Consider the following 20639-nt stretch of genomic DNA (forward strand, 5'->3'; position numbering starts at 1 on the left):
GTCGGTGGTGACATAGGTATTGCAGCGCGCCGGGACGCTGGCCGACGCGGTGAAGGGGAATGCATTGCTGGCGGTCTTGGCGCCGCTGCCGCCGGTGGTGCAATTGGCCGGAACAGGCGGGACGCCAATGATGCTTTCGTTGTAGGCGTAGCGCAGCACGGTATCGGCACCGCCAAAGTTGCTGGTGTGATTGCCGGTCGACAGGATTTGGTTGGCGGGAATGCGCCCGTACAGCGTGATGCTGGTCGTCTGCGAGCCGCCGGTGATCACCGGAACGCCGTACGACAGCGTCAGCAGGCCCGGCGACGGGCTTGCCGACCCGGTGGCTCCCCAGACCTGGGTGCGTGCGGCGTCCTTGTAGATCTGGAAGTCCAGGCTGTCGCTTGTGGCGTTGAGCATGCGGCGCGGGGCATACAGCCCATTGCTTGCGCTGCCCGGTCCCAGATCCAGGCACAGGCTCACCTGCGCGTACCCCAGAACGCTGAGCGCGGCGGTCGCACACGTGACGTTGAGCGTGGCGACCGCATCGGTCGTGCCATTGGCCGCGACATTGCCGAAGGCCATGGGCGTCCCCAGCGTGACCGTGCAGGTGGTGTCGGCGCGCGCGTGCTGGCTCGGTGCCAGCCACAGGCTGCAGAGCGCCAATGCAAGCAGGAGTGGCCAGCGCATCGTTGGCGTCATGGCGCGGGCTCTGTCGTGCAGCGCAGCGGGCCAATCCGCGGAATGCCGCCGGCCTCGGCCGGGTACGCGAACTGCGCCACGCAACGGCCCTGCGGCAGATCGACCAGGATGCGGTTGTCGGCCTGCAGATTGTCCAGATAGGTTTCGCCGTCGTAGCCGACCACCACCCGTTCGGCGTTCCCCTCGCGCTGCGCCACGCTGCCCACCGGCAATGCAGCGCCATTGGCATCGTGCAGGACGATCACCGCAGCGCGCACGCGGGTGATGCCGAAGCGCACGGCCACACCGGATTGCTGGCGCGGGGTCACAGTGGTGTCGACGCGGTCCACGCGCAGCTCCGCGGGCAGGTTCAAGGTGTCGATCGACAACTGATTGCGCTGCCACGACTGCAGCGGCGTCACCAGCAAGGTGCCGCGTGCATCGGTGACGCCGATCAGGCGGTTTTCCAGCCGGACCGGAATGCCGGCCTGGCCGTCGGTGGAGACCACCGCAAACGCATCCTGGACGTCGCGCGCCGCAAAGCTGCGTCCATCCATCCACACCAGGCTGCCGCTGGCGCTGGCATAGCCAAAGGTAGCGCCATCCTGGCTGGCCGCGCCGAAGTTGTAGCGGCCGACCCGGTTCAGCCAGCCCAGTTCGGCCAGCCCGCCACTGGCGTCGTCGCCGGCGCGTGCCTGCAGCCGCCAGCCAATGCCGCCCAGGTCGCCGTCGCCGGGCAGCGGCTGGCTGACATCGGCGACAAAGCCGGTGCGGTTGCCATTGCGCTGCATCGAGGCACTGGCCTGGCGCAACTGGCCGAAGGTGGTCGACAGCGACAGATACAGGCTGCGATCGCTGCGCTCGTCCAGATTCTGGTTGCCGGACAGGTTGGCGGCCCAGTTGCGCCCGAAGCTGCGCGACCAGAACACGCTGGCATAGCGCGAGGTGTCGCCTTGCGGGTAGCTCAGGCGCACGTAGCTGGTGCCCAGCGAACCGATCGGGTCGACATTGACGCCGAACGCGGCACGGTCGCTGACGCGCGCCGGCAGGCTGCCCTGCAGCGCCCCCAGGTCGCGGTAGTCGCCGTGGGTACGCTGGGTGCCCAGGTTGACGTTGAAGCGCCGGTTGTTCCAGGCGTAGCCCAGCACGTACTGTCCGCCGCGCACCTCATGCATCCGGCTGTGGGCGTAGGCAGCGTTGACCACCCCGCCTGCACCCAGCAACCACACTCCGCCCGCGCCGGCATTGATCACGCTGCCGCCGGCTTCGGCATGCGCCTCGACGGTGAAATCGTCGCGCACTCCCTTGCGCAAGGTGGCGCTGGCGATCGGCTGCGAGGCATAGGAAAACGAGCGCACCCCATAGTCGCGACGCAGGTGGCCGATGCCGGCCGACCATTCGGAAATGCCGCGCGCCAGCAGTTGCGGCGTGCCGTAAAACGCGAAATTCAGCTGGCGCACGCGACCGAAGGCGTCGGTCACCACGATCTGCGCCTGGCCGGTGCCGCTGATGCCCGGTTGCGCGGCCAGCTGGAACGGGCCGGCCGGTACCTGGCCGCTGTATTGACGCAGGCCATCGACGTAGAGCTCCACCGTGGAAGGCACCGCTGCTTCGCCCAGAAAACTGGGCGTCGGCGTCAGCACGCGATACGGCTGCAGCGCGTAATTGCGGCCGATCTGCACGCCCCCCAGCCGCAGCGAGCGGCTCCAGTCGACGAAGCCGCTGTAGAAGTCGCCCACCGTCAGGCTGGTGGCGCTATCGGGGAAATCCATTTGCCAGGCGCTGTCCAGACGCACCGCTTCACTGCGCCAGCGTTCGTCCTGCGGGCGGTCGTAGGCCAGAAACACCGCCGTGGTGTCGAACATGCCGCGGCCGATGCCGAAGCCACGCAGTTCGGTCGCCAGCGACACGTTGCTGGCACCGGTGGTGCGCGTGGCATACAGGTCGTAGTTGAGCAGGACGCCGGGCGATGCGGTGGCGCTGGGTGGGGCGGCTTCTTCGGGCTTGAGCACGGTGGTGGACAGCGCCAGCTGCGCCACCGGCACCTGCAGCGCGAGCCGCTGCAGGGCGGCGTCGTAGCGCACTTCCACGTCGGGCAGGCGATCCAGATCGACCGACTGACCCGGCACGCGGTCGGCCAGGATGAAGCCAAGCTTGCGCAACGTATCCACCGAGGCCCGCAAATGGCCGTCGACCAGCTCGAACGGCGTCAGACCGCGCTCGGCCTGATTCAGGGTGACCTCCAGATACAGCGTCTGCGGCTGCCCGGTGGCGGGTTGTGCGGTCTGGTCGGGCAAGGCGTCGATCTCGGCGAGGTCGCCGGCCGTCGCATCTGCCCACCCGGTGGCGGCCGCCAGCAGCGTCATCGCCAGCCGGGCCACATCACGGCGCTGTCGGCGCGGCCAACAGGATACGTTCGTCAGCCTCACCATTGATCCTTGCGATGATGGCACCGCGGGCGAACTGGGCCAGCGGTGCGCCCAGCGACCAGCGCATGGTCTGCCCCGGCAGCACATAGCCGACCAGCCCGTTCAAGGCGGTCTTGGTGGCGCCGTCGACCCGGTGCTGCAGATCGGCGATCTGTGCATGCCCGCTGCCGGTATTGCTGATCTGGATCTGCGCAGTGCCGTCGCTGCCGGCCACCACCTGCGCGCTCAGGGTCGGGGTGGGCGCGGCCTTGCCGGGCGGCAGCACGAAGATTGGTACCGAGTAGCGCAGCACGAACTGCATGCCCTTGCGGTCGGCATCGGCGCTGGGCAGTTCGTCGACGATGATGCGGTAGCAGGCTTCCTGGCTGCCGGGTGCGGGACCGGCACGGATCACCCGGATCAACTGGCGCTCGCCGGCGGCCAGGGTGCGCATCGGCGGGCTGATCAGCAGCTCCTGGGTCGGCGCGAGCTGGTCCTGGCCCTCGCGCTGGGTCCAGCGGTAGGCGCGGGTCTGCACCTGTACCGGCGCGCCGCCACTATTGCTCAGCCACAGTCCATCGGCGTTCTGTTCGGCGCTCAGGGTCAGCGAGGTCGGGGCCAGCTGCAGGCTGGCCGCCTGCGCGGCGGGCAGCGTCCAGGCACTGCCCAACAGGCCCAGGGCCAGTCCAGTCAGGACCAGCCGTGTGCGCACAGGAAACCGCAGGGGAGGCAAGGGCATGCGTGGTCTCAATAGACGATCGTCGCGGTGATCGTGTCCAGGTAACTACCGGTGGCGGCATTGGCGACCGACGGATTGGTCACGCGGCCGTAGACCGGATAGACCTGGTTGAGGCCGGTGGCGGTCCGGCTCAGGGTATTGGTGCCGGTGGTGCTGCCCCACACCGAGCTGCGCGCCAGGTCCTGGTAGAGCTGGTAGGAAATGAAGTTGTTGGTGGTCACCAGCGGGTCGGCGTTCTTCATCCGGCGGGTGGTCACGTCATTGGCGGTGCCGGCGTTGCTGCCTGCGCTCAGCGCGATGTTGTAGGGGGTCAGTGCGGTGCACTGGGCGGTCACGCTGCCGTTGGCGTCGACATTGGCGGTCGAGGTGGACAGCACCGAGCCGAAGTCGACGTCCGTGGCAGAGGCGGCAGTGATCGTGCAGGCCTTGGTCACGGCGATCTTGACGTTGAAGGTGGTGGTGTCTGCAGCAGTCGCCATACCGATGGTCGAGAGCAGGCCGAAGGACAGCAGGACAGGGCGGACAGTACGCATGGACATTTCCTTGACCGGTCGGGTCAGCAGTGACGCGACAACATGTCGCCCTCCCTGCAATGCATCAGCTGTGCCAAACATAACGGCGATTGCGCTGGCTATCCAGCTGTTTTCGAAGGCCGATCTGGCGAATATGCGATGTCCTGCGGATGACTCCGTTCACGCCAACTTTGACGCGCCTGGGACTGCGTCACACATGAATGGGCAGGCCGCGGCGACTTTCTGTTGCCCCGTCCGTTTGCGCGACGCCGATGCGTCTTGAAAAAAGCCGGGCATGGGTCGTTCAGATTCAGCCCGGATCGGCGATAATGCGGGCCATGAGCGTCAATCTGAAAACCAAAGAAGAAATCGAACTGATGCGTATCGCCGGCCGTCTGGCCGCCGAGGTGCTCGATATCGTGGGCCCGCACGTCAAGCCGGGCGTCACCACGGCCGAGCTGGACCGCATCTGCCATGACCATATCGTCAATGTGCAGGGAACCATTCCTGCCAATGTCGGCTACCGCGGCTTCCCGAAGAGCGTGTGCACCTCGGTCAACAACGTGATCTGTCACGGCATCCCGAGCGCAGCCAAGGTCCTGAAGGATGGTGACATCGTCAATATCGATGTCACCGTCATCAAGGATGGCTGGCATGGCGACACCAGCCGCATGTATTACGTGGGCACTCCCTCGGTGATGGCCAAGCGCCTGGTGGACACCACTTACGAAGCCATGTGGCGCGGCATCCGCGCGGCCAAGCCGGGTGCGACGCTGGGCGATGTGGGCCATGCGATCCAGAAGTTCGCCGAGGCCGAGCGCTTCAGCGTGGTGCGCGACTATTGCGGCCATGGCATCGGCAAGGTCTACCACGACGAACCGCAGGTGATGCATTACGGCCGTCCGGGCGAAGGGCTGGTGCTCAAGCCGGGCATGACCTTCACCATCGAGCCGATGATCAACGAAGGCACCTACCACCATAAGACCTTGCCCGACGGCTGGACCGTGGTCACCAAGGACCGCAAGCTGTCCGCGCAGTGGGAGCACATGGTGGCGGTGACCGAGGACGGCGTGGATGTGCTGACGCTGTCGGCCAACTCTCCCGCGCCGGTATGACGGCCACGCCGGCGGATCGACCCGACCCGGGCGTCGCCGGCGACGCGGACTGGGCCGCGCGGGCCCGTCCGCTGTTGGTGCACGCCGACATGCGGCTGTGCAAACGCTTCGATCAGGGCGAGCCGATCGAGCGGCTGGTGGCGCTGCGCGCACGCGCAGTCGATCAACTGATGCGCAATGCCTGGACGCGCTGCATTCCAGCCGACAGTGGCCTGTCGCTGCACGCGGTCGGCGGCTATGGGCGCGGTGAGTTGTTCCCGCGCTCGGACGTGGATGTACTGGTGCTGGGCGACACCGCTGCGCAGCAGGGCCACGAGCAGGCGCTGGCGCGGCTGTTCGCGCTGTTGTGGGATGTGGGCCTGCCGATCAGTCATGCGGTGCGCTCGCCTGCGCAGTGCACGGCCGCAGCGGCCGATCAGACCGTGCTCACCGCGCTGATCGAATCGCGCGCGCTGGTGGCCGATGGCGCGGCGCGCGCGGCGCTGGCAGCGGCCATCGCGCCGCAACAGGTATGGCCGCCGCGCGACTTCTTCCAGGCCAAGCGCGAGGAGCTGCTGGCACGGCACGAGCGCTTCGGCGATACCGCCGACAACCTCGAACCCGACATCAAGGATGGCCCGGGCGGTCTGCGCGACCTGCAGACCCTGGGCTGGATGGCGTTGCGCGCGTTCGGAGTGAAGGATCTGGACGCGCTGGTCGGGCTGGGGCATGTGGGCCTGGACGAAGCGGCGGCGTTGCGGCGCGAGCGCGAGGAACTGGCGCGGCTGCGCTTTGGCCTGCATATCGTCGCCAACCGGCCCGAGGAACGCCTGCGTTTCGATTACCAGAAGACCCTGGCGCACCGGCTGGGATTTGCCGACGACCCGGAAAGCCTGGGCGTCGAAAAGATGATGCAGCGCTTCTACCGCAGCGCGGCGCTGATCCGCCGCATCAGCGACCGGCTGCTGCAGCGTTTCGAAGAGCAGTTCGATGGCGAAGCGGTGCCGGAGCCGATCGGCGACGGGTTCAGCCTGCGCCGTGGCTATCTTGCCGCCGATGCGCAGACCTGGCCGGACGGCGACGTGCTGCAGATCTTTGCGCTGTTTGCGCAATGGGCGGCGCATCGCGAGGTGCGCGGGCTGCATTCGTTGACCGCGCGTGCGCTGGCCGAGGTCCTGCACGAGCTGCCGGCCTACGAGGTGGCCGACGCGACGGCACGCGAGCGTTTCATGGCGCTGCTGCGCGGCCCGCGCGCGGTGGAAACGCTCAATCGCATGGCGCGGCTGGGCGTGCTCGGGCAGTGGATTCCGGCGTTTGCCAGCGTCTCCGGGCGCATGCAGTTCGACCTGTTCCATGTCTACACGGTGGATCAGCACACCTTGATGGTGCTGCGGAACATCGCGCTGTTTGCGGCCGGCCGTGCCGATGAGCGTTTTTCGATCACCCATGAAGTCTGGCCGCGCCTGCGCAAGCCCGAGCTGCTGCTGCTGGCCGGCCTGTTCCATGACATTGCCAAGGGCCGTGGCGGCGATCATTCCGAACTGGGCGCGGTCGACGCACGTGCGTTCTGCCTGGCGCATCGCCTGAGCGAAGGCGATACCGAGCTGGTGACCTGGCTGGTGGAGCAACACCTGCGCATGTCGGTCACCGCGCAAAAGCAGGACATCTCCGACCCGGAGGTGATCCATCGTTTCGCCACGCTGGTGGGTACGCGTGAGCGGCTGGATTATCTGTACCTGTTGACCTGCGCCGACATCGCCGGCACCAGCCCCAAGCTGTGGAATGCGTGGAAGGACCGGCTGCTGGCAGACCTGTACTTCGCGGCGCGCCGTGCCTTGCGCGAAGGCCTGGAGCATCCGCCACCGCGCGAGGAGCGTCTGCGCGAAGCGCGCGACTCCGCGCGCGCGCTGATGCAGGCGCAAGGGCACGACGACCCCACCATCGACCGCCAGTTTGCCGGCATGCCGGACGAAAACTTCCTGCGCTTCCGCCCCGAGCAACTGGCCTGGCAGGCCGCATCGCTGATCGAGGTGGAGATCGGCCAGACCCTGGTCAAGGCGCGCCGTGCGGTGCCGGACAACGACGCGCTGGAAGTGTTCGTGTATTCGCCCGACCGCGATGGCCTGTTTGCGGCGATCGTGGCCACGCTGGACCGCAAGGGCTATGGCATCCACCGCGCACGCGTGCTGGACGCACCGCACGATGCGATCTTCGACGTGTTCGAAGTGCTGCCGCAGGAGAGTTTTGCCGACGGCGACCCGCAGCGGCTTGCTGCGGTGCTGCGCCAGGTGCTTGCCGGCGATCTGCAGAAAGTGCGCCCATCGCGGCGCGCAGTGCCGCGCCAGCTGCGGCATTTCCGTTTTGCCCCGCGCGTGGAATTCAGCGAAAGCGCCGGCGGCCGGCGCACCCGCATCAGTCTGGTCGCCCCCGATCGCCCCGGCCTGCTGGCCGATGTCGCGCATGTCCTGCGCATCCAGCACCTGCGCGTGCACGACGCGCGTATCGCCACGTTTGGCGAGCGTGCCGAAGATCAGTTCCAGATCACCGACGAGCACGATCGCCCGTTGTCCGAATCCGCCCGGCAGGCGCTGCGCGATGCGCTGTGCGCCTGTCTCGATCCCGCCTAGTCCGTCCGGAGACCCCCATGGCCACCCCCAAGAAGACCACGCGCAAGCCCGGCGCCGCCACCACCGCCAGCAAGCGTGCAGCCACGCCTGCCGGCAAACCCGCCAAGGCCGCTGCGGCGGCCAGCGCCAAGCCGCCGGCAAGCGCCGCCGCCAGGCGCGATGCCAAGACGGCCGTTACTAAGAAAGCGCCGGCAAAGAAAGTTGCCAGTGCTGCGCGTGTGGCCAAGCAGGCCACCCGCGTGGTCTCGGCACCGGCCGCCAGGAAGGCCGCAGCAGCCAAGAAGTTGCCGATCGCCGAGCAGGCCGTACAGCGCGCAACGGCGCATGTGAGCAAGGACGAATTGAAGCTCGGTATCGAAAGCGCCTTCGAGCGCCGCGCCAGCCTGACGGTGGACGAGATCGAGGGCTCCACGCGTGCGATCGTCACGCGAGTGATCGACGGACTGGAAAGCGGCGAATTCCGCGTTGCGGAGCCGGACGGGCAGGGCGGCTGGACGGTCAACGAGTGGTTGAAGAAAGCCGTGCTGCTGTATTTCCGCGTCAACGAGATGGCGGTGATCGATGCGCAGCCGGCGCCGTTCTGGGACAAGGTGGAATCACGTTTTGCCGATTTCCACGAAGCCGACTTCCGCAAGGCCGGCGTGCGCGTGGTGCCGGGTGCGGTGGCGCGCCGCGGAAGCTATTTCGGCAAGGACGTGGTGCTGATGCCGAGCTTCACCAACATCGGCGCCTACGTGGGCGAAGGCACCATGGTCGATACCTGGGCCACGGTGGGGTCGTGCGCGCAGATCGGCGCGCACTGCCATCTGTCCGGCGGCGCCGGCATCGGCGGCGTGCTCGAACCGCTGCAGGCCAGCCCCACCATCATCGAAGATCACTGCTTCATCGGTGCGCGTTCGGAAGTGGTGGAAGGCGTGGTCATCGGCCATCACAGCGTGATCGGCATGGGCGTGTTCATCAGCCAGAGCACGCGCATCTACAACCGGGCCACCGGCGAGATTTCCTACGGCTACGTGCCGCCGTACAGCGTGGTGGTGTCCGGTCAGCTGCCGTCCAAGGACGGCTCGCATTCGTTGTACTGCGCGGTGATCGTCAAGCAGGTGGATGCGAAAACGCGCAGCAAGACCAGCGTGAACGAATTGCTGCGCGGGCTGGCGGATTGATCCATCGTGCATCGGGACGAGGCTTGCGAGTTGCTCGGGCGCTGGCCGCGTGCCTTCCTTCTCCCACCGGGAGAAGGTGGCGCAAAGCGCCGGATGAGGGGACGAGCGAAGCCTGATGCGCGTTCTGTGCAAGGCTTCGCCCGTAGCCTCACCCCAACCCCTCTCCCGGTGGGAGAGGGGCTTTGCAAGATGCTCGCGCTAAAGGAGGCAAGATGCTCGTGCTGTGGGAGAGTACTTGTGCCTTCCTTCTCCCACCGGGAGAAGGTGGCGCAAAGCGCCGGATGAGGGTACGGGCGAAGCCTGATGCGCGTGCTGTACGAGGCTTCGCCCGTAGCCTCACCCCCAGCCCCTCTCCCGGTGGAGAGGGGCGTTATAGGCCGATTTTCCGGGATACAGATGACGACGCTCTACGGATTGAAGAACTGCGACACCTGCAAGAAGGCCACCAAATGGCTGGACCGCTTCGATGTCGCCTATACGTTTGTGGATTACCGGGACAACACGCCGTCGCCGGAGACGCTGCTTGAGTGGGCCGGCAAGGCGGGTGGATTCGAGGCCTTGATCAACAAGTCGTCCACCACTTGGCGGCAGTTGCCCGACAACAAGAAGGCGCCCGGTTCGGATGCGGAGTGGAAGCTGCTGCTGCGCGAGTACCCGCAGTTGATCCGCCGCCCGCTGGTGGTGACCGACGACGGCGAGCTGAGTCAGGGCTTCTCCGATAACGGCTTCAAGAAGCGGTTCGGCATCGGCTGAGCGACTGCGGTTCCGATAGCGATGCCGGAGCGCGCTGTAGCTGGTGTCGTTACTGCCATTGGTTCGCCGAGCGCCTGTTCGTTCATCCGTCCATCCGCTCGGCAAGCCGGTCGAGGTAGCGTTGGCAATGGCTCCCGGCAGCAAGGCAATCCGACTGCGACCGCGATCGAACCACGCCGATCGATGCAAACCCGCTCCATTCCATCAACGCCGCTGATGCGGCTCCACTGCGGTGACGTTTCATGAGCGATGTGCTGGACCTGACCTGTGACCTCATTGCACGTGCCTCGGTAACGCCGGTGGATGCCGGATGTCAGGCAGCGATCGCGCAGCGCCTGGGCGCGGCCGGATTCGCCTGCGAGCACTTGCGCCTGGGCGAGGTCGACAACCTGTGGGCCACGCACGGCAGCGGCGCGCCGGTGCTGGTGCTGCTCGGCCATACCGATGTGGTGCCGCCGGGACCGCGCGAGGCGTGGACCAGCGATCCGTTCGCCCCGCAGATCCGCGACGGCGTGCTGTACGGCCGTGGCGCCGCGGACATGAAAGGCAGCGTCGCGGCATTTGCAATTGCCGCAGAGCAGTTCGTTGCCGCCCATCCGGGGCATCCCGGCACGCTGGCAGTGTTGCTGACGTCCGATGAAGAGGGCGATGCCATCGACGGCGTGCGCCATGTCGCACGGCTGTTCGCCGAGCGCGGCCAGCAGATCGATTGGTGCATCACCGGCGAACCGTCGTCCACCGAGCGGCTGGGCGATCTACTGCGTGTGGGCCGGCGCGGCAGCCTTTCCGGCATGCTGACGGTGAAGGGCGTGCAAGGGCATGTGGCGTATCCGCACAAAGCACGCAACCCGATCCACCAGGCCGCACCGGCGCTGGCCGAACTGGTGGCGCGGCAGTGGGACGAGGGCTTCGAGAGTTTTCCGCCGACCAGCCTGCAACTCTCCAACATCCACGCCGGCACCGGTGCCAACAACGTGATCCCCGGCGAGCTGCAAGTGGCCTTCAACCTGCGCTACACCCCGCACTGGGATGCGCCGCGGCTGGAAGCGCAGATCACTGCATTGCTGGATCGGCATGCGCTGGATTACACGCTGCAGTGGCATCGCAGCGGCGAACCGTTCTACACCCCGGAAGGCCGCCTGCGCAGCGTCGCGCGCGCGGTGCTGGGCGAGTTCGCCGGTGCGCCGCCGGAAGAGAGCACCGGCGGCGGCACCTCCGACGCGCGTTTCATCGCGCCGCTGGGGGCGCAATGCATCGAAGTCGGCCCGGTCAATGCCAGCATCCACCAAGTCGACGAGCATGTGCGCGTGGCCGATCTGGAAGCACTGCCGGCGCTGTATCGCACCCTGATCGAGCGTTTGCTGACCTGACTTGTGGAATGATCCAGTCAGGCGCCGGCCGGTGGATTGCGAAGCCAGCGCCACCGAGTGCATCGACCAGCGCCTCAGCGATTTTGCTCCGAGCAGCATGCATCGCCGTGCCGTCGGAACCGCATTGCTACATGGCATGACCGAGCAGGTAGCGCCGGCTACTCGAACGTCCAGAAGGGTGGTTTGATCGCCTCGCGCCAATATGCTTCGTCGGCCATGTAAAACGTTTGTGCGGAGGCCTTGGCAAACCAGACTGCCGCCGCATCCACATCGCGCGTCACCCCGCTACTGCCGCGCCCGAGCAACAGGCCGGTGAAATACTGACCATACACATTGCCCTGGTCCGCCGCACGCTGGTACCAACGCAGTGCCTCGGCTCCATCGCTGGCCACACCCAATCCCTTTTCATAGAGCGCGCCAAGATCGACCTGCGCCTCGGCATCGCCCTGTGCGCGCGCCGCTGGATGTCGCGCACCAACGGGTGCACCTCGCCGTTACGCGGCGCCACCGCATCGGGAAGACCGGAAGAGCCGGACCAATATCGGTGGTAGACGGTGGCGCGCAGATCCCAGCGCAATGCAGCGGCGGCGTTTCCGCGGTCACGGTGGAACTTGGCGAGTTCGACGATGGCGTAGGGGTCAGCGTGCATGGCGGCCGCCAGGTACCAGCGCTCGGCTTTGGGCGGCGATGCGCGCAGTGCAGCGCGCTGGTCGATATGCGGGCTATCGGAGTGGGACAGTGTCCCGCTCGCCCAGATCCGTCCCAGCGCCAGTTCGGCGCGGGTGTTGCGGAACGTCCACGGGGTGGTCGCGGCGGCGCGCTCGTACCAGTGGATGGCACGCGGATCGTTGCGTGCCTCCAGGCGTTCGGCCGCATTCCACGCGCTGTCGAAACTTCCGTCAGATGCCTGTTGTTCCAGCTGTTGCAGGTAGGCGGGATCGGTGCGCGGTGGGTTGCTGCTGCAGGCCTGCAGTAACAAGGCAAGCAACAGGGCCAGGGGCGGCATGCGTCCGATGCGTGGGGTCATTCCAATACTGCCGAGTGCGGGGCGGTCATTATCCTCGCAATGCGCTCGTGCGACCGCGCGGCGTGCTGCGCCGCTGGCTTGGTTGCCATCGCAACAGTTGCGCCACCGGCGAAAGCGGGATACGGTCAGGCCATGACATCGCCCCTGTCCAACGTCAATAACGCCAACCGCAACACGCTGCGCGCGAATAATCGTGTGCGGCCGATGCGGGTCTGCGACTAGGCGAAGTTCACCCAAACGCCCAGGAATCAGAGAACCCGCATCGGCCGATGCGGGTTTTTTTATGGGTGTCGTTTCGTGCAGCACGCGTGTCCACCGGCCACCAATCCCGCAGTTCATCAGGAGTTTTCCATGTGTTCCATCTTCGGTATTTTCGGGCTGCAACCCGGTGACGATCTGCAGGCGCTACGCCGGCAGGCTCTGGAATGTTCGCAGCGTCAGCGCCATCGTGGCCCGGACTGGAGCGGCGTGTATGTCGATGGTGGTGCGATCCTGGTGCACGAGCGCCTGGCCATCGTCGACCCGGCCGGTGGCGCACAGCCGTTGCTTTCCGAAGATGGGCAACTGGTGTTGGCGGTGAATGGCGAAATCTACAACCATCGCGAAATCAAGCAGGAACTGCAGCAGGCCTACGCGTTCCAGACCGGCTCCGATTGCGAAGTGATCAATGCGCTGTATCGCGAAGATGCGCCGGCGTCCTATCTCAATCGCCTCAACGGCATCTTTGCCTTTGCGTTGTGGGACAAGGCCGCCGGCCGCGTGATCATTGCGCGCGATCCGATCGGGGTGGTGCCGCTGTACTGGGGCCACGACCGCGAGGGCCGCCTGCGGGTGGCGTCGGAACTGAAGTCGCTGGTAGACGAGTGCGCCGACGCCGCGCAATTTCCGCCGGGGCACTGGTACGACAGCGCCACCGGCGAGCTGAGCCGTTACTACGAGCGTGCCTGGCGCGAATACGCCGAAGTGGAAGGCGTGCAGGTGCAGCTGCAGGAATTGCGCGAAGCCTTCGAGCGTGCCGTGCACCGCCAGCTGATGACCGATGTGCCGTACGGCGTGCTGCTGTCCGGCGGACTGGACTCGTCATTGGTCGCAGCCGTGGCTGCGCGTTATGCACGCCATCGCATCGAAGAAAACGACACCACCGAAGCATGGTGGCCGCGGCTGCACTCGTTTGCGATCGGCTTGAAGGGGTCGCCCGATCTTGCCGCCGCAGAAGTCGCGGCGGCGGCGCTGGGCACCGTGCACCACGGCTTCGAATACACCTTCGAAGAAGGGCTGGATGCGTTGCCGGAAGTGATTCGCCATATCGAGACCTACGACGTCACCACCATCCGGGCATCGACACCGATGTTCCTGCTGGCGCGGCGGATCAAGGCGATGGGCGTCAAGATGGTGCTGTCGGGCGAAGGCAGCGACGAAATCTTCGGTGGCTACCTGTATTTCCACAAGGCGCCCAATGCGCGCGAGTTCCACGAAGAACTGGTGCGCAAGCTCGATGCGCTGAACAACTACGATTGCCTGCGTGCCAACAAGTCGATGATGGCCTGGGGCGTGGAGCCGCGGGTGCCGTTCCTGGACCGCGAGTTCCTGGATGTGGCCATGCGCATGGACGCCAGTTTCAAGATGATCGACAAGACCAGCACGGGCGCCACGCGCATGGAAAAGGGCGTGTTGCGCGAGGCCTTTGCCGGCTATCTGCCCGACTCGATCCTGTGGCGGCAGAAGGAGCAATTCAGCGACGGCGTCGGCTACGGCTGGATCGACGGGCTCAAGGCGCACGCCGCCTCGCACGTCAGCGACCGCGAGCTGGCTGCGGCCGGCAAGCGCTTCCCGGTCAATCCGCCGCAGACCAAGGAGGCGTATTTCTATCGCAGTGTGTTCGAGCAGTTCTTCCCGAGCCAGGCGGCGGCGGAGACGGTGCCCGGCGGCAAGTCCATTGCCTGCTCGTCGCCCACCGCGATTGCCTGGGATGCGAGTTTTGCCGCGATGGCCGACCCATCCGGCCGGGCGATCGCAGGCGTGCACGCACAGGCGCTGGCCTCCTGAGGCAGTGGGCTTGCAACGGCCGGCACGCGCCAACGCGCGGCCGGCCGCCTTGTCTTATTGCTCGTGGCGCACGCAATAACCGTAGCGCTGCGGCTCGATATCCACGCCCGCTACATCAGCCTGGTTGTTGCGCCACAGGTTGGGCTTGAAGTCGGCCGCCGTGCAATTGGCCGCGCGGTCCACGCCGATGGTGTAGGTGAACGGCGTATTGGAGAAGCGGTTGTTCTCGAACACGTTGTCCTGGCTCATGCTGTTGTCCCAGCAAAGGATTTCCGGCGTGCGATAGCGGATGGCACAGGCCAGGAATACGCCGGCGACCTTGTTGCCGTCGAACTGGTTGTTGCTGAAGCGGTTGCGCCGCGCATCGGACAGGTAGATGCCCTGGCTGCCATTGCGCTCGAAACGGTTGTTGCGGATCTCGCTGTCTTCCAGATGCTCGGTGGTCAGGCCTGCAGCCACGTTGTCGTGGATGTAGTTGTTGACCATGGTCACCTTGGCGGTGCGGTTGAACGACACGCCGTCCCAGATGGCGCCGGAGACATCGTTGTTTTCGATGGTGATCTCGCGGGTGTCGTACTCGCTCAGCAGGCAGGCACTACGGCATTTATTGACCTGCAGACCGGCGAGCCGGATGCCCTGGCCGGAGCGCACCACCACCGCGCTGTTGCTCAGGTACGGGCGCTCGGGCATGAACTCCTTGTCGCCGGTGCTGGCCACGATCTGCATGTCTTCGATGCTGACGTTGCGGATCACCCCGGTGGGCTGCTGGTTTTCGTAGTCGCCTACTACCAGCACAGGCTGTTGCACGCCGTCGGCCATGCGCAGCACCGTCCCCGGACCCTTGCCGCGCAGGGTCAGGTTGCCACGATGGATCGACACCAGGCCGTTGAGCGGAAATTCGCCTTTTTCCAGGCACAGTACGGCCGGCGTGTCTCCCAGCGGCAATTTGTCGATGGCTTTTTGCAGATCCTGCCCCGGCTTCACCTTGGCGGTGCAACTGGCCACAGGCGCGGCAGGCGGGCCCGGAGTGGTTGGTGGCGCGGCCGAACAGGCGGCCGAGAACAGCAGGGGCAACAGTGCGGAAACGGAGCGGGCAAGCTGAGGCATGCGGATTCCGGTCAGTGAGGGGGAGGAGGGCGATGTGCGGTAGCTCTCTACCGATCGCGACGGCCTCTAGTGTGTCCCACCGAACGTTAAGTTCCAGCCCATGCATGCCCGCGCGATTCGGCGCAGGTTCATTGCGCGGCCATCGCTACCGCCGCAACCGTGCGTCATTGCACAGTTGCCATCGCCGCACGCAGACGCGTGGCAGCGATGGCGATGGCGATGGCGCGGGCTGAATCACAGGATCCGCACTACGCGCTCCGCACGCATGCAGCAGTGCGCACCACTGCGTGCGGCGATCAGAAGCTGTAGGCCAGTTGTGCGTAGATGCGTCGCGGCTCGCCCGGGAAGTGGCCGCCGCGTGCATTGAAACCGCTCACCGCGTACACCTTGTCGAACAGGTTCTTGACGTTGATCTGCAGCTTCCATGCGTCCCACTGCGTCTGCCAGCTGATGTCGTAGATGGCGTACGGTTTGACCCGCTGGCCTTCGAGGCTGACCCGCTCGCCCACGTAGTCGGCGCCGAAGGCGACCGCCGAGCGCCATGCCGGCAGGTCGTAGCGGGTCCATAGCCCGAAGGTGTTGCGTGGTGCGTTGGCGAAGCGATCGCCGGAGGCATTGGTGATGCCATTGGTCCCCGCGTCCAGCACGCGTGCATCGTTGTACGCATAGGTCAGGTTGAGCACCCAGCGCTCGGTGAGGTCGGCCAGCAGGTCCACCTCCAGCCCCTCGCTGCGCACCAGTCCGAGCGCAGACAGCTGATTGACCCCATCGACGACAGCCCCGTTGGCCTGCACGATGTTGCTGCGTTCGATGCGATACAGCGCGGTGTTGAGGGTCAGCCCACCATCGTTGAGCGCGGTTTTCAGGCCAAGCTCCCACTGCGTGCTGCGTTCCGGATCGAATGGCCCGCCCACGCTGGCATCCTGATTGGCCGCATCCTGCGGCAGGAAACCGCTGGCATAACTGGCGTAGGCATTGACGCCATCGCGCAGCACCACGGTGCTGCCCACGCGCCAGCTGAGGTCGTTGCCGGTGACGCGCGAATCGTCCAGCAGGTTGTCGTCCTTGAAGCCGTCCCAGCGCACGCCGGCCATCGCATGCCAGCGCGGCGTCAGCGTGAGTTCGTCCTGCAGGTACGCGCCATAACGCTGGCTGCGCGTGCTGGTGGCGCGCCAGGGCAGCGTGTCCAGCCCGTAGTCGTAGAAGCCGCTGCGCCCGTACACCGGGTTGAACAGATCGATACCCGGCACCGGCCCGCGCACGCGCCCGGTATCGGCGGTGTTGGCGGTCTGTGCACGGAAATCGGCATCCAGACGGTAGTAATCGGCGCCCATCAGCAGCTTGTGCTCGATCGCGCCGGTGCTGGTGCGGAACACCGCGTTGACGTTGCTGGAAATCGCATCGTTGTCGCGGTACTGGTTGCGCAACTGGCGCGTCATCCACTCGGCCGTACCGTCGCGATCGCGGTCGATCAGACCCATCGGCTCGTGATAGATCTGATGTTCGTCGTTCTTGAACCAGCGCACCGCCATGTCCACGTCCCACGCGCTGGATGGCGCAAACCGGTACTGCGCGAACGCCACCTTGGCGCGCATGTCGAGAAAGTCGGTGGGCTCGTTGTGGTTCCAACGGCGGTCGGTAAGGAAGTTGCCGTCGTCATCCACTGGCACCCCGCGCAGGCGGTTGCCGCCCAGGTTCTGGGTGATGTCGGTGTACTGCAGGGTGAGCTCGCCGGTGTCGCCGATATCGAACGCTACCGACGCATCGCCGATCTGGCTTTGACTGTCGGTGTTCCAGCGAAAGCCGTCCTCGCCATCGGCATAGGCGCCGACGCGGTAGCGGATGCGGCCGTCGGCGCGCGCGGGGCCGGTGGCTTCGAACGAGGCCGCGCCGAAGGACTGATTGCCCACCTGCAACTCGACCCGGCGCTGTGCCTGATGCGCCGGCTTGCGGGTGACATAGTTGATGACACCGCCCGGCTCGCCGCCGCCATACAGCGCACCCGCCGGACCCTTGAGCACTTCCACGCGTTCGATGTTGAACAGCTGTGGCACCGAGAAGCCGGCGTACGGGTCGCCGCGCAGTCCGTCGTAGAGCACGTTTTCCTGGCGGAAACCGCGCAAGGTCACGCCGGCGTAACTGAAGAAACTGATGCCGCTGATGCTGCGATACAGATCGGTAATCTGGCGCGCGGCCTGGTCGTCGATCAACTCGCGCGGCAGGACCTGCACCGATTGCGGCACCAGTGCCAGCGGTGTGTCGGTCCGCGTGGCCACGGCGGCGTCGTCGGATTTGTAGAGGGTCTGCGCGCGGCCGACGACATTCACGCCATCCAGCTCGGTCAAGGCCGGAGGGGCGCCGTGTTGAGCCAAAGCAGGCAGGGCAGGTAGAGCGAGCGCAGCGGAGAGCGCGGTGACAAGGAGCGTGGGGCGCATTGGTCACTAATGGGAATGGTTATCAAATGCATCTTAGCACGATGTGATTGGCCAATTGCAGAGGTCGCTGCGGAGGAGCGAAGCGTGTGGGCGTGGTTGTGTGATTTGCTTGTGTGCGTGTGCGGATGCGTGCGCGGATGCAGTCACGCGAGCTGCGAGCTGCGAGCTGCGAGCTGCGAAGGCAGAAGGCAGAAGACAGAAGACGCCCCGCCGGGGGAGCGGCTTCAGAACATGGCGGCCATGCCCGCATTCCCTTCTCCCACCGGGAGAAGGTGCCCGAAGGGCGGATGAGGGTGCGGTGCCGCGGGATGGTGCCGGTTGCGGGACTCGCCTCGGCTCTGGCTGATCCATAGGGATGAAGCCCGTACCCTCACCCCAACCCCTCTCCCGACGGGAGAGGGGCTTCCGCATGGCGGCGATGCTCGATGGTTCTTTTTTTTTTCCGTAGCCGCTAAGCAGCAGCGTTGCGGGCGCTTTTACTGCGGACGCAATTGCAGCGTGTAGCGCGTGGCAGTGGGCAGAAAAGGTGTGGGTCGTCCATGCACCCAATCGTCGTGGCCCGCGCCCCAGTACGGTGACAGCGGGTGGCCGCTCTGGCCGCCCGGCATGTGCACGATGCCGTCCTGCTCGTGCCCGGGAGACACCACCATGCGCTCGGAGGCACCGAACGCCGGGCCTTGCACGCGTGGCATGTCGCGGTCGCCCGGCAGTTGGTCCGGTGGCATGCACAGCCAGTGGCTGGCCAGCGCCGGCAACGCGCGGGCGATCGGATGGCAGATGGCAGCGGTGTTGCGCTCGCCCCAGGTACGCTTGCCCAGTGGTTCGCCGGGCGCTGCCTGTGCGGCCAGCTCACGCTGCGCGCTACGGGCAGCGTCGCCAAGCAACTGGTCCCAGCTCGCGTAGCGTGGTGGCAGCAGATGTGCCGGGCGTTGTTGAAGAAGCGGCCACACGACGCCTTCCAGTTGCGCGCGACGTGGCGGCAGAAAGTCATCGCCAAGCGCAGCTTTCCCGGGGGCAAGCAGGCCGGCTTGCACCGCAGCGATGGTATTGCTGCGGAACTCGCGCACGATGCGATAGCTGGCCGCATCGGTGGAGGCATGCCCACTCCACCGCCGCGTTGCCACTTCGACTTGCTGCAAGGCCGGGTCGTTGCTGTGCGCGACCACGCCGCGCAGCACCTGCCACCAACGTGTCAGCAACACCGCGCGATCGTCCAGCTGGATCGCCAGCAGATCGCGCTCGGTGAAGCGCTGCCTGGCGAACAGGGCGTCGCGGATTTGTTGGGCACGTGCGCCCAGGTCGTAGCCGGCATTGCCCAGCGTGGCCAGTTGCTGCGCGTCGACAACCCGGCTGTTGGCGGTCCAGAGCCGATGCGAGGGCGGGTCGATTAGCGTGGGTGCTGCGTCGCTGCGCAGCGACCACGGTGTACAAGCGGCCGGCGGCGTGGTGGCCGGCGTTGGCGCGGCGGTCTGTGGCGAGGCTGCAAGGTCGGCGATGCCGGTCGGGCTGCAGCCGGGGGTGCGTGCAGGGCGCGCGCCGATCAGTCGCCAGCCGATGCGCCCGCTGCGGTCGGCGGCCACCAGGTTCTGCGCGGGAATGCCGGAGCGGTCCGCTACCGCAAAGGCGTCCTGCAGGTCACGTGCGCGGCTCATCTGCGCAAAGTCCAGGCGGATGGCGCCGGGCAACTGCGCGGCCCAGCGCAGCGCCAGCACGCTGCCATCTGCATTTTCGTGCAGGATCGGCCCCCATGCCGCTTCGCGCACCTCAAAGCGCACCGGTGTCGCGCCGGCGATGCGGATCGTTTCGACATGCGTGGTCAGTGCCTGCGGGTGATCCGGCGTCGCCGGTGCGAGACGCGCGAAGTCGGCGGTGTCGATATAGCTGTTGGTGAAGGCCCAGGCCACGTGGCCATTGCTGCCGACCACCACCGCCGGCAGGCCGGGCAGGGTGAAGCCGCTGACATCCACCTTGCCATCGGCTGCGGCCGTGTCGGGGTAGCGCAGCCGTGCACGGAACCAGATGTTGGGCGCGCGCAGGCCCAGGTGCATGTCGTCGGCCACGATGGCGCGGCCGTCGGCGGTCAGGCGGCCATCCACCGCAAAATTATTGCTGCCCGGCGTGGGCTGCTCGGCCTGCGGTGCGGCGGGTGGATGCGGCAGGCGGCGCAGATCCAGCGTTCCCGCATCCGGCAGCACCGCATCGCCCTGTGCCGGGCCGAACAGCGGCGCATCCCAGCTGGAACCCTGGTGATCGAGCAAGGCCGCCAGTGCCGGTGGCACCACCGCGCGCAGACGCGCGGCGGCCAGTTCGGTCTGGTTGTCGCTGTCCTGCAGGTCGGCGTACATCGCCATGCCGGTCAGGATCGAATCTTCCAGGGTCCAGGCACGCGGCGTCTGGCGCAGCAGCAGGTACGGCCAGGGGCGCACCGGCAGCGCGGCCAGCCCCGCGTTCACACCGTCGGTATATGCCTGCAGCGCGGCACGCTCGCTGCCGGCTGCAATCTGCAGGCTGGCCTGCACGCGTGCGCGCAGCCGGTGGACGCGGTTGCGCTTGTCCAGGTCCACCGCCTTGGCGCCGAACAACTCCGACAGCTCGCCGGCGGGCGCACGGCGCATCAGGTCCATCTCGAAATAGCGCTCCTGAGCATGCACGTAGCCGAGTGCGCGCATCGCATCGATCTGGCTGGCCGCATCCAGCG

General features: G+C 66.5%; 13 protein-coding genes and 1 pseudogene. 6 read left to right on the forward strand and 8 right to left on the reverse strand.

Annotation, left to right across the window (positions count from 1 at the left end):
- The 4 genes from OZ10_RS16040 to OZ10_RS16055 all read right to left on the reverse strand — a co-directional run.
- Positions 1-681 (reverse strand): spore coat protein U domain-containing protein (locus tag OZ10_RS16040; protein ID WP_039565853.1); only part of this gene is annotated, 681 nt, incomplete at its 3' end.
- Positions 678-3026 carry a fimbria/pilus outer membrane usher protein gene (locus OZ10_RS16045; RefSeq protein ID WP_039565855.1) on the reverse strand — a complete coding sequence of 783 codons (2349 nt, stop codon included), beginning with the start codon at positions 3024-3026 and terminating at the stop codon, positions 678-680. The genes OZ10_RS16045 and OZ10_RS16040, both read right to left, overlap by 4 nt.
- 16 nt (positions 3027-3042) lie before the next feature.
- Entirely contained in the window at positions 3043-3807 is a 765-nt protein-coding gene (locus OZ10_RS16050) for a fimbrial biogenesis chaperone (protein ID WP_039565844.1), read from the reverse strand.
- A gap of 8 nt (positions 3808-3815) precedes the next feature.
- A complete protein-coding gene (locus tag OZ10_RS16055; RefSeq protein WP_039410351.1) occupies positions 3816-4340 on the reverse strand; it encodes a Csu type fimbrial protein in 525 nt (174 codons plus the stop codon).
- Between the two features lie 317 nt (positions 4341-4657).
- Here OZ10_RS16055 and map point away from each other — a divergent pair, with 317 nt between their 5' ends.
- The 5 genes from map (at position 4658) to dapE (ending at position 11326) form a co-directional block, all read left to right on the forward strand.
- Positions 4658-5434: a type I methionyl aminopeptidase gene (gene map / locus OZ10_RS16060; RefSeq protein ID WP_039565846.1), complete on the forward strand. Its 777-nt coding sequence runs from the start codon at positions 4658-4660 to the stop codon at positions 5432-5434.
- Positions 5431-8040 carry a [protein-PII] uridylyltransferase gene (locus tag OZ10_RS16065; protein WP_039410340.1) on the forward strand — a complete coding sequence of 870 codons (2610 nt, stop codon included), beginning with the start codon at positions 5431-5433 and terminating at the stop codon, positions 8038-8040. The genes map and OZ10_RS16065 overlap by 4 nt, the downstream gene beginning before the upstream one ends.
- A 17-nt stretch (positions 8041-8057) precedes the next feature.
- Entirely contained in the window at positions 8058-9203 is a 1146-nt protein-coding gene (gene dapD / locus OZ10_RS16070; RefSeq protein WP_039565847.1) for a 2,3,4,5-tetrahydropyridine-2,6-dicarboxylate N-succinyltransferase, read from the forward strand.
- A gap of 396 nt (positions 9204-9599) precedes the next feature.
- Complete coding sequence (locus OZ10_RS16075) at positions 9600-9956, forward strand: arsenate reductase (protein WP_039565849.1); 357 nt, start codon at positions 9600-9602, stop codon at positions 9954-9956.
- 242 nt (positions 9957-10198) lie between these two features.
- Positions 10199-11326, forward strand: coding sequence for a succinyl-diaminopimelate desuccinylase (dapE, locus tag OZ10_RS16080; protein WP_039565850.1), 1128 nt, complete (start codon positions 10199-10201; stop codon positions 11324-11326).
- A gap of 158 nt (positions 11327-11484) precedes the next feature.
- On the opposite strand, the pseudogene OZ10_RS23040 reads toward dapE, so the two are convergent.
- Positions 11485-12353: pseudogene (locus OZ10_RS23040) on the reverse strand (tetratricopeptide repeat protein).
- A 351-nt stretch (positions 12354-12704) separates the two neighbouring features.
- Between OZ10_RS23040 and asnB the strand changes: the two are divergent.
- Positions 12705-14399: an asparagine synthase B gene (gene asnB / locus OZ10_RS16090; RefSeq protein WP_039410328.1), complete on the forward strand. Its 1695-nt coding sequence runs from the start codon at positions 12705-12707 to the stop codon at positions 14397-14399.
- Between the two features lie 54 nt (positions 14400-14453).
- Here the strand turns inward: asnB and hpaM are convergent, their stop codons facing one another.
- The 3 genes from hpaM to OZ10_RS16105 all read right to left on the reverse strand — a co-directional run bounded on the left by hpaM (position 14454) and on the right by OZ10_RS16105 (position 20637).
- A complete protein-coding gene (gene hpaM / locus OZ10_RS16095) occupies positions 14454-15506 on the reverse strand; it encodes a type III secretion-associated outer membrane-bound protein HpaM (RefSeq protein ID WP_039410325.1) in 1053 nt (350 codons plus the stop codon).
- 296 nt (positions 15507-15802) lie between these two features.
- Positions 15803-17941 (reverse strand): TonB-dependent siderophore receptor, encoded by a 2139-nt coding sequence (locus OZ10_RS16100; protein WP_039410322.1) that lies wholly within the window; start codon positions 17939-17941, stop codon positions 15803-15805.
- 476 nt (positions 17942-18417) lie between these two features.
- Positions 18418-20637 carry a penicillin acylase family protein gene (locus tag OZ10_RS16105; RefSeq protein ID WP_236726990.1) on the reverse strand — a complete coding sequence of 740 codons (2220 nt, stop codon included), beginning with the start codon at positions 20635-20637 and terminating at the stop codon, positions 18418-18420.
- Positions 20638-20639: the final 2 nt, after the last annotated feature.

Origin of the sequence: Xanthomonas cannabis pv. cannabis, assembly GCF_000802365.1 — a bacterium.
Classification (GTDB): domain Bacteria; phylum Pseudomonadota; class Gammaproteobacteria; order Xanthomonadales; family Xanthomonadaceae; genus Xanthomonas; species Xanthomonas cannabis.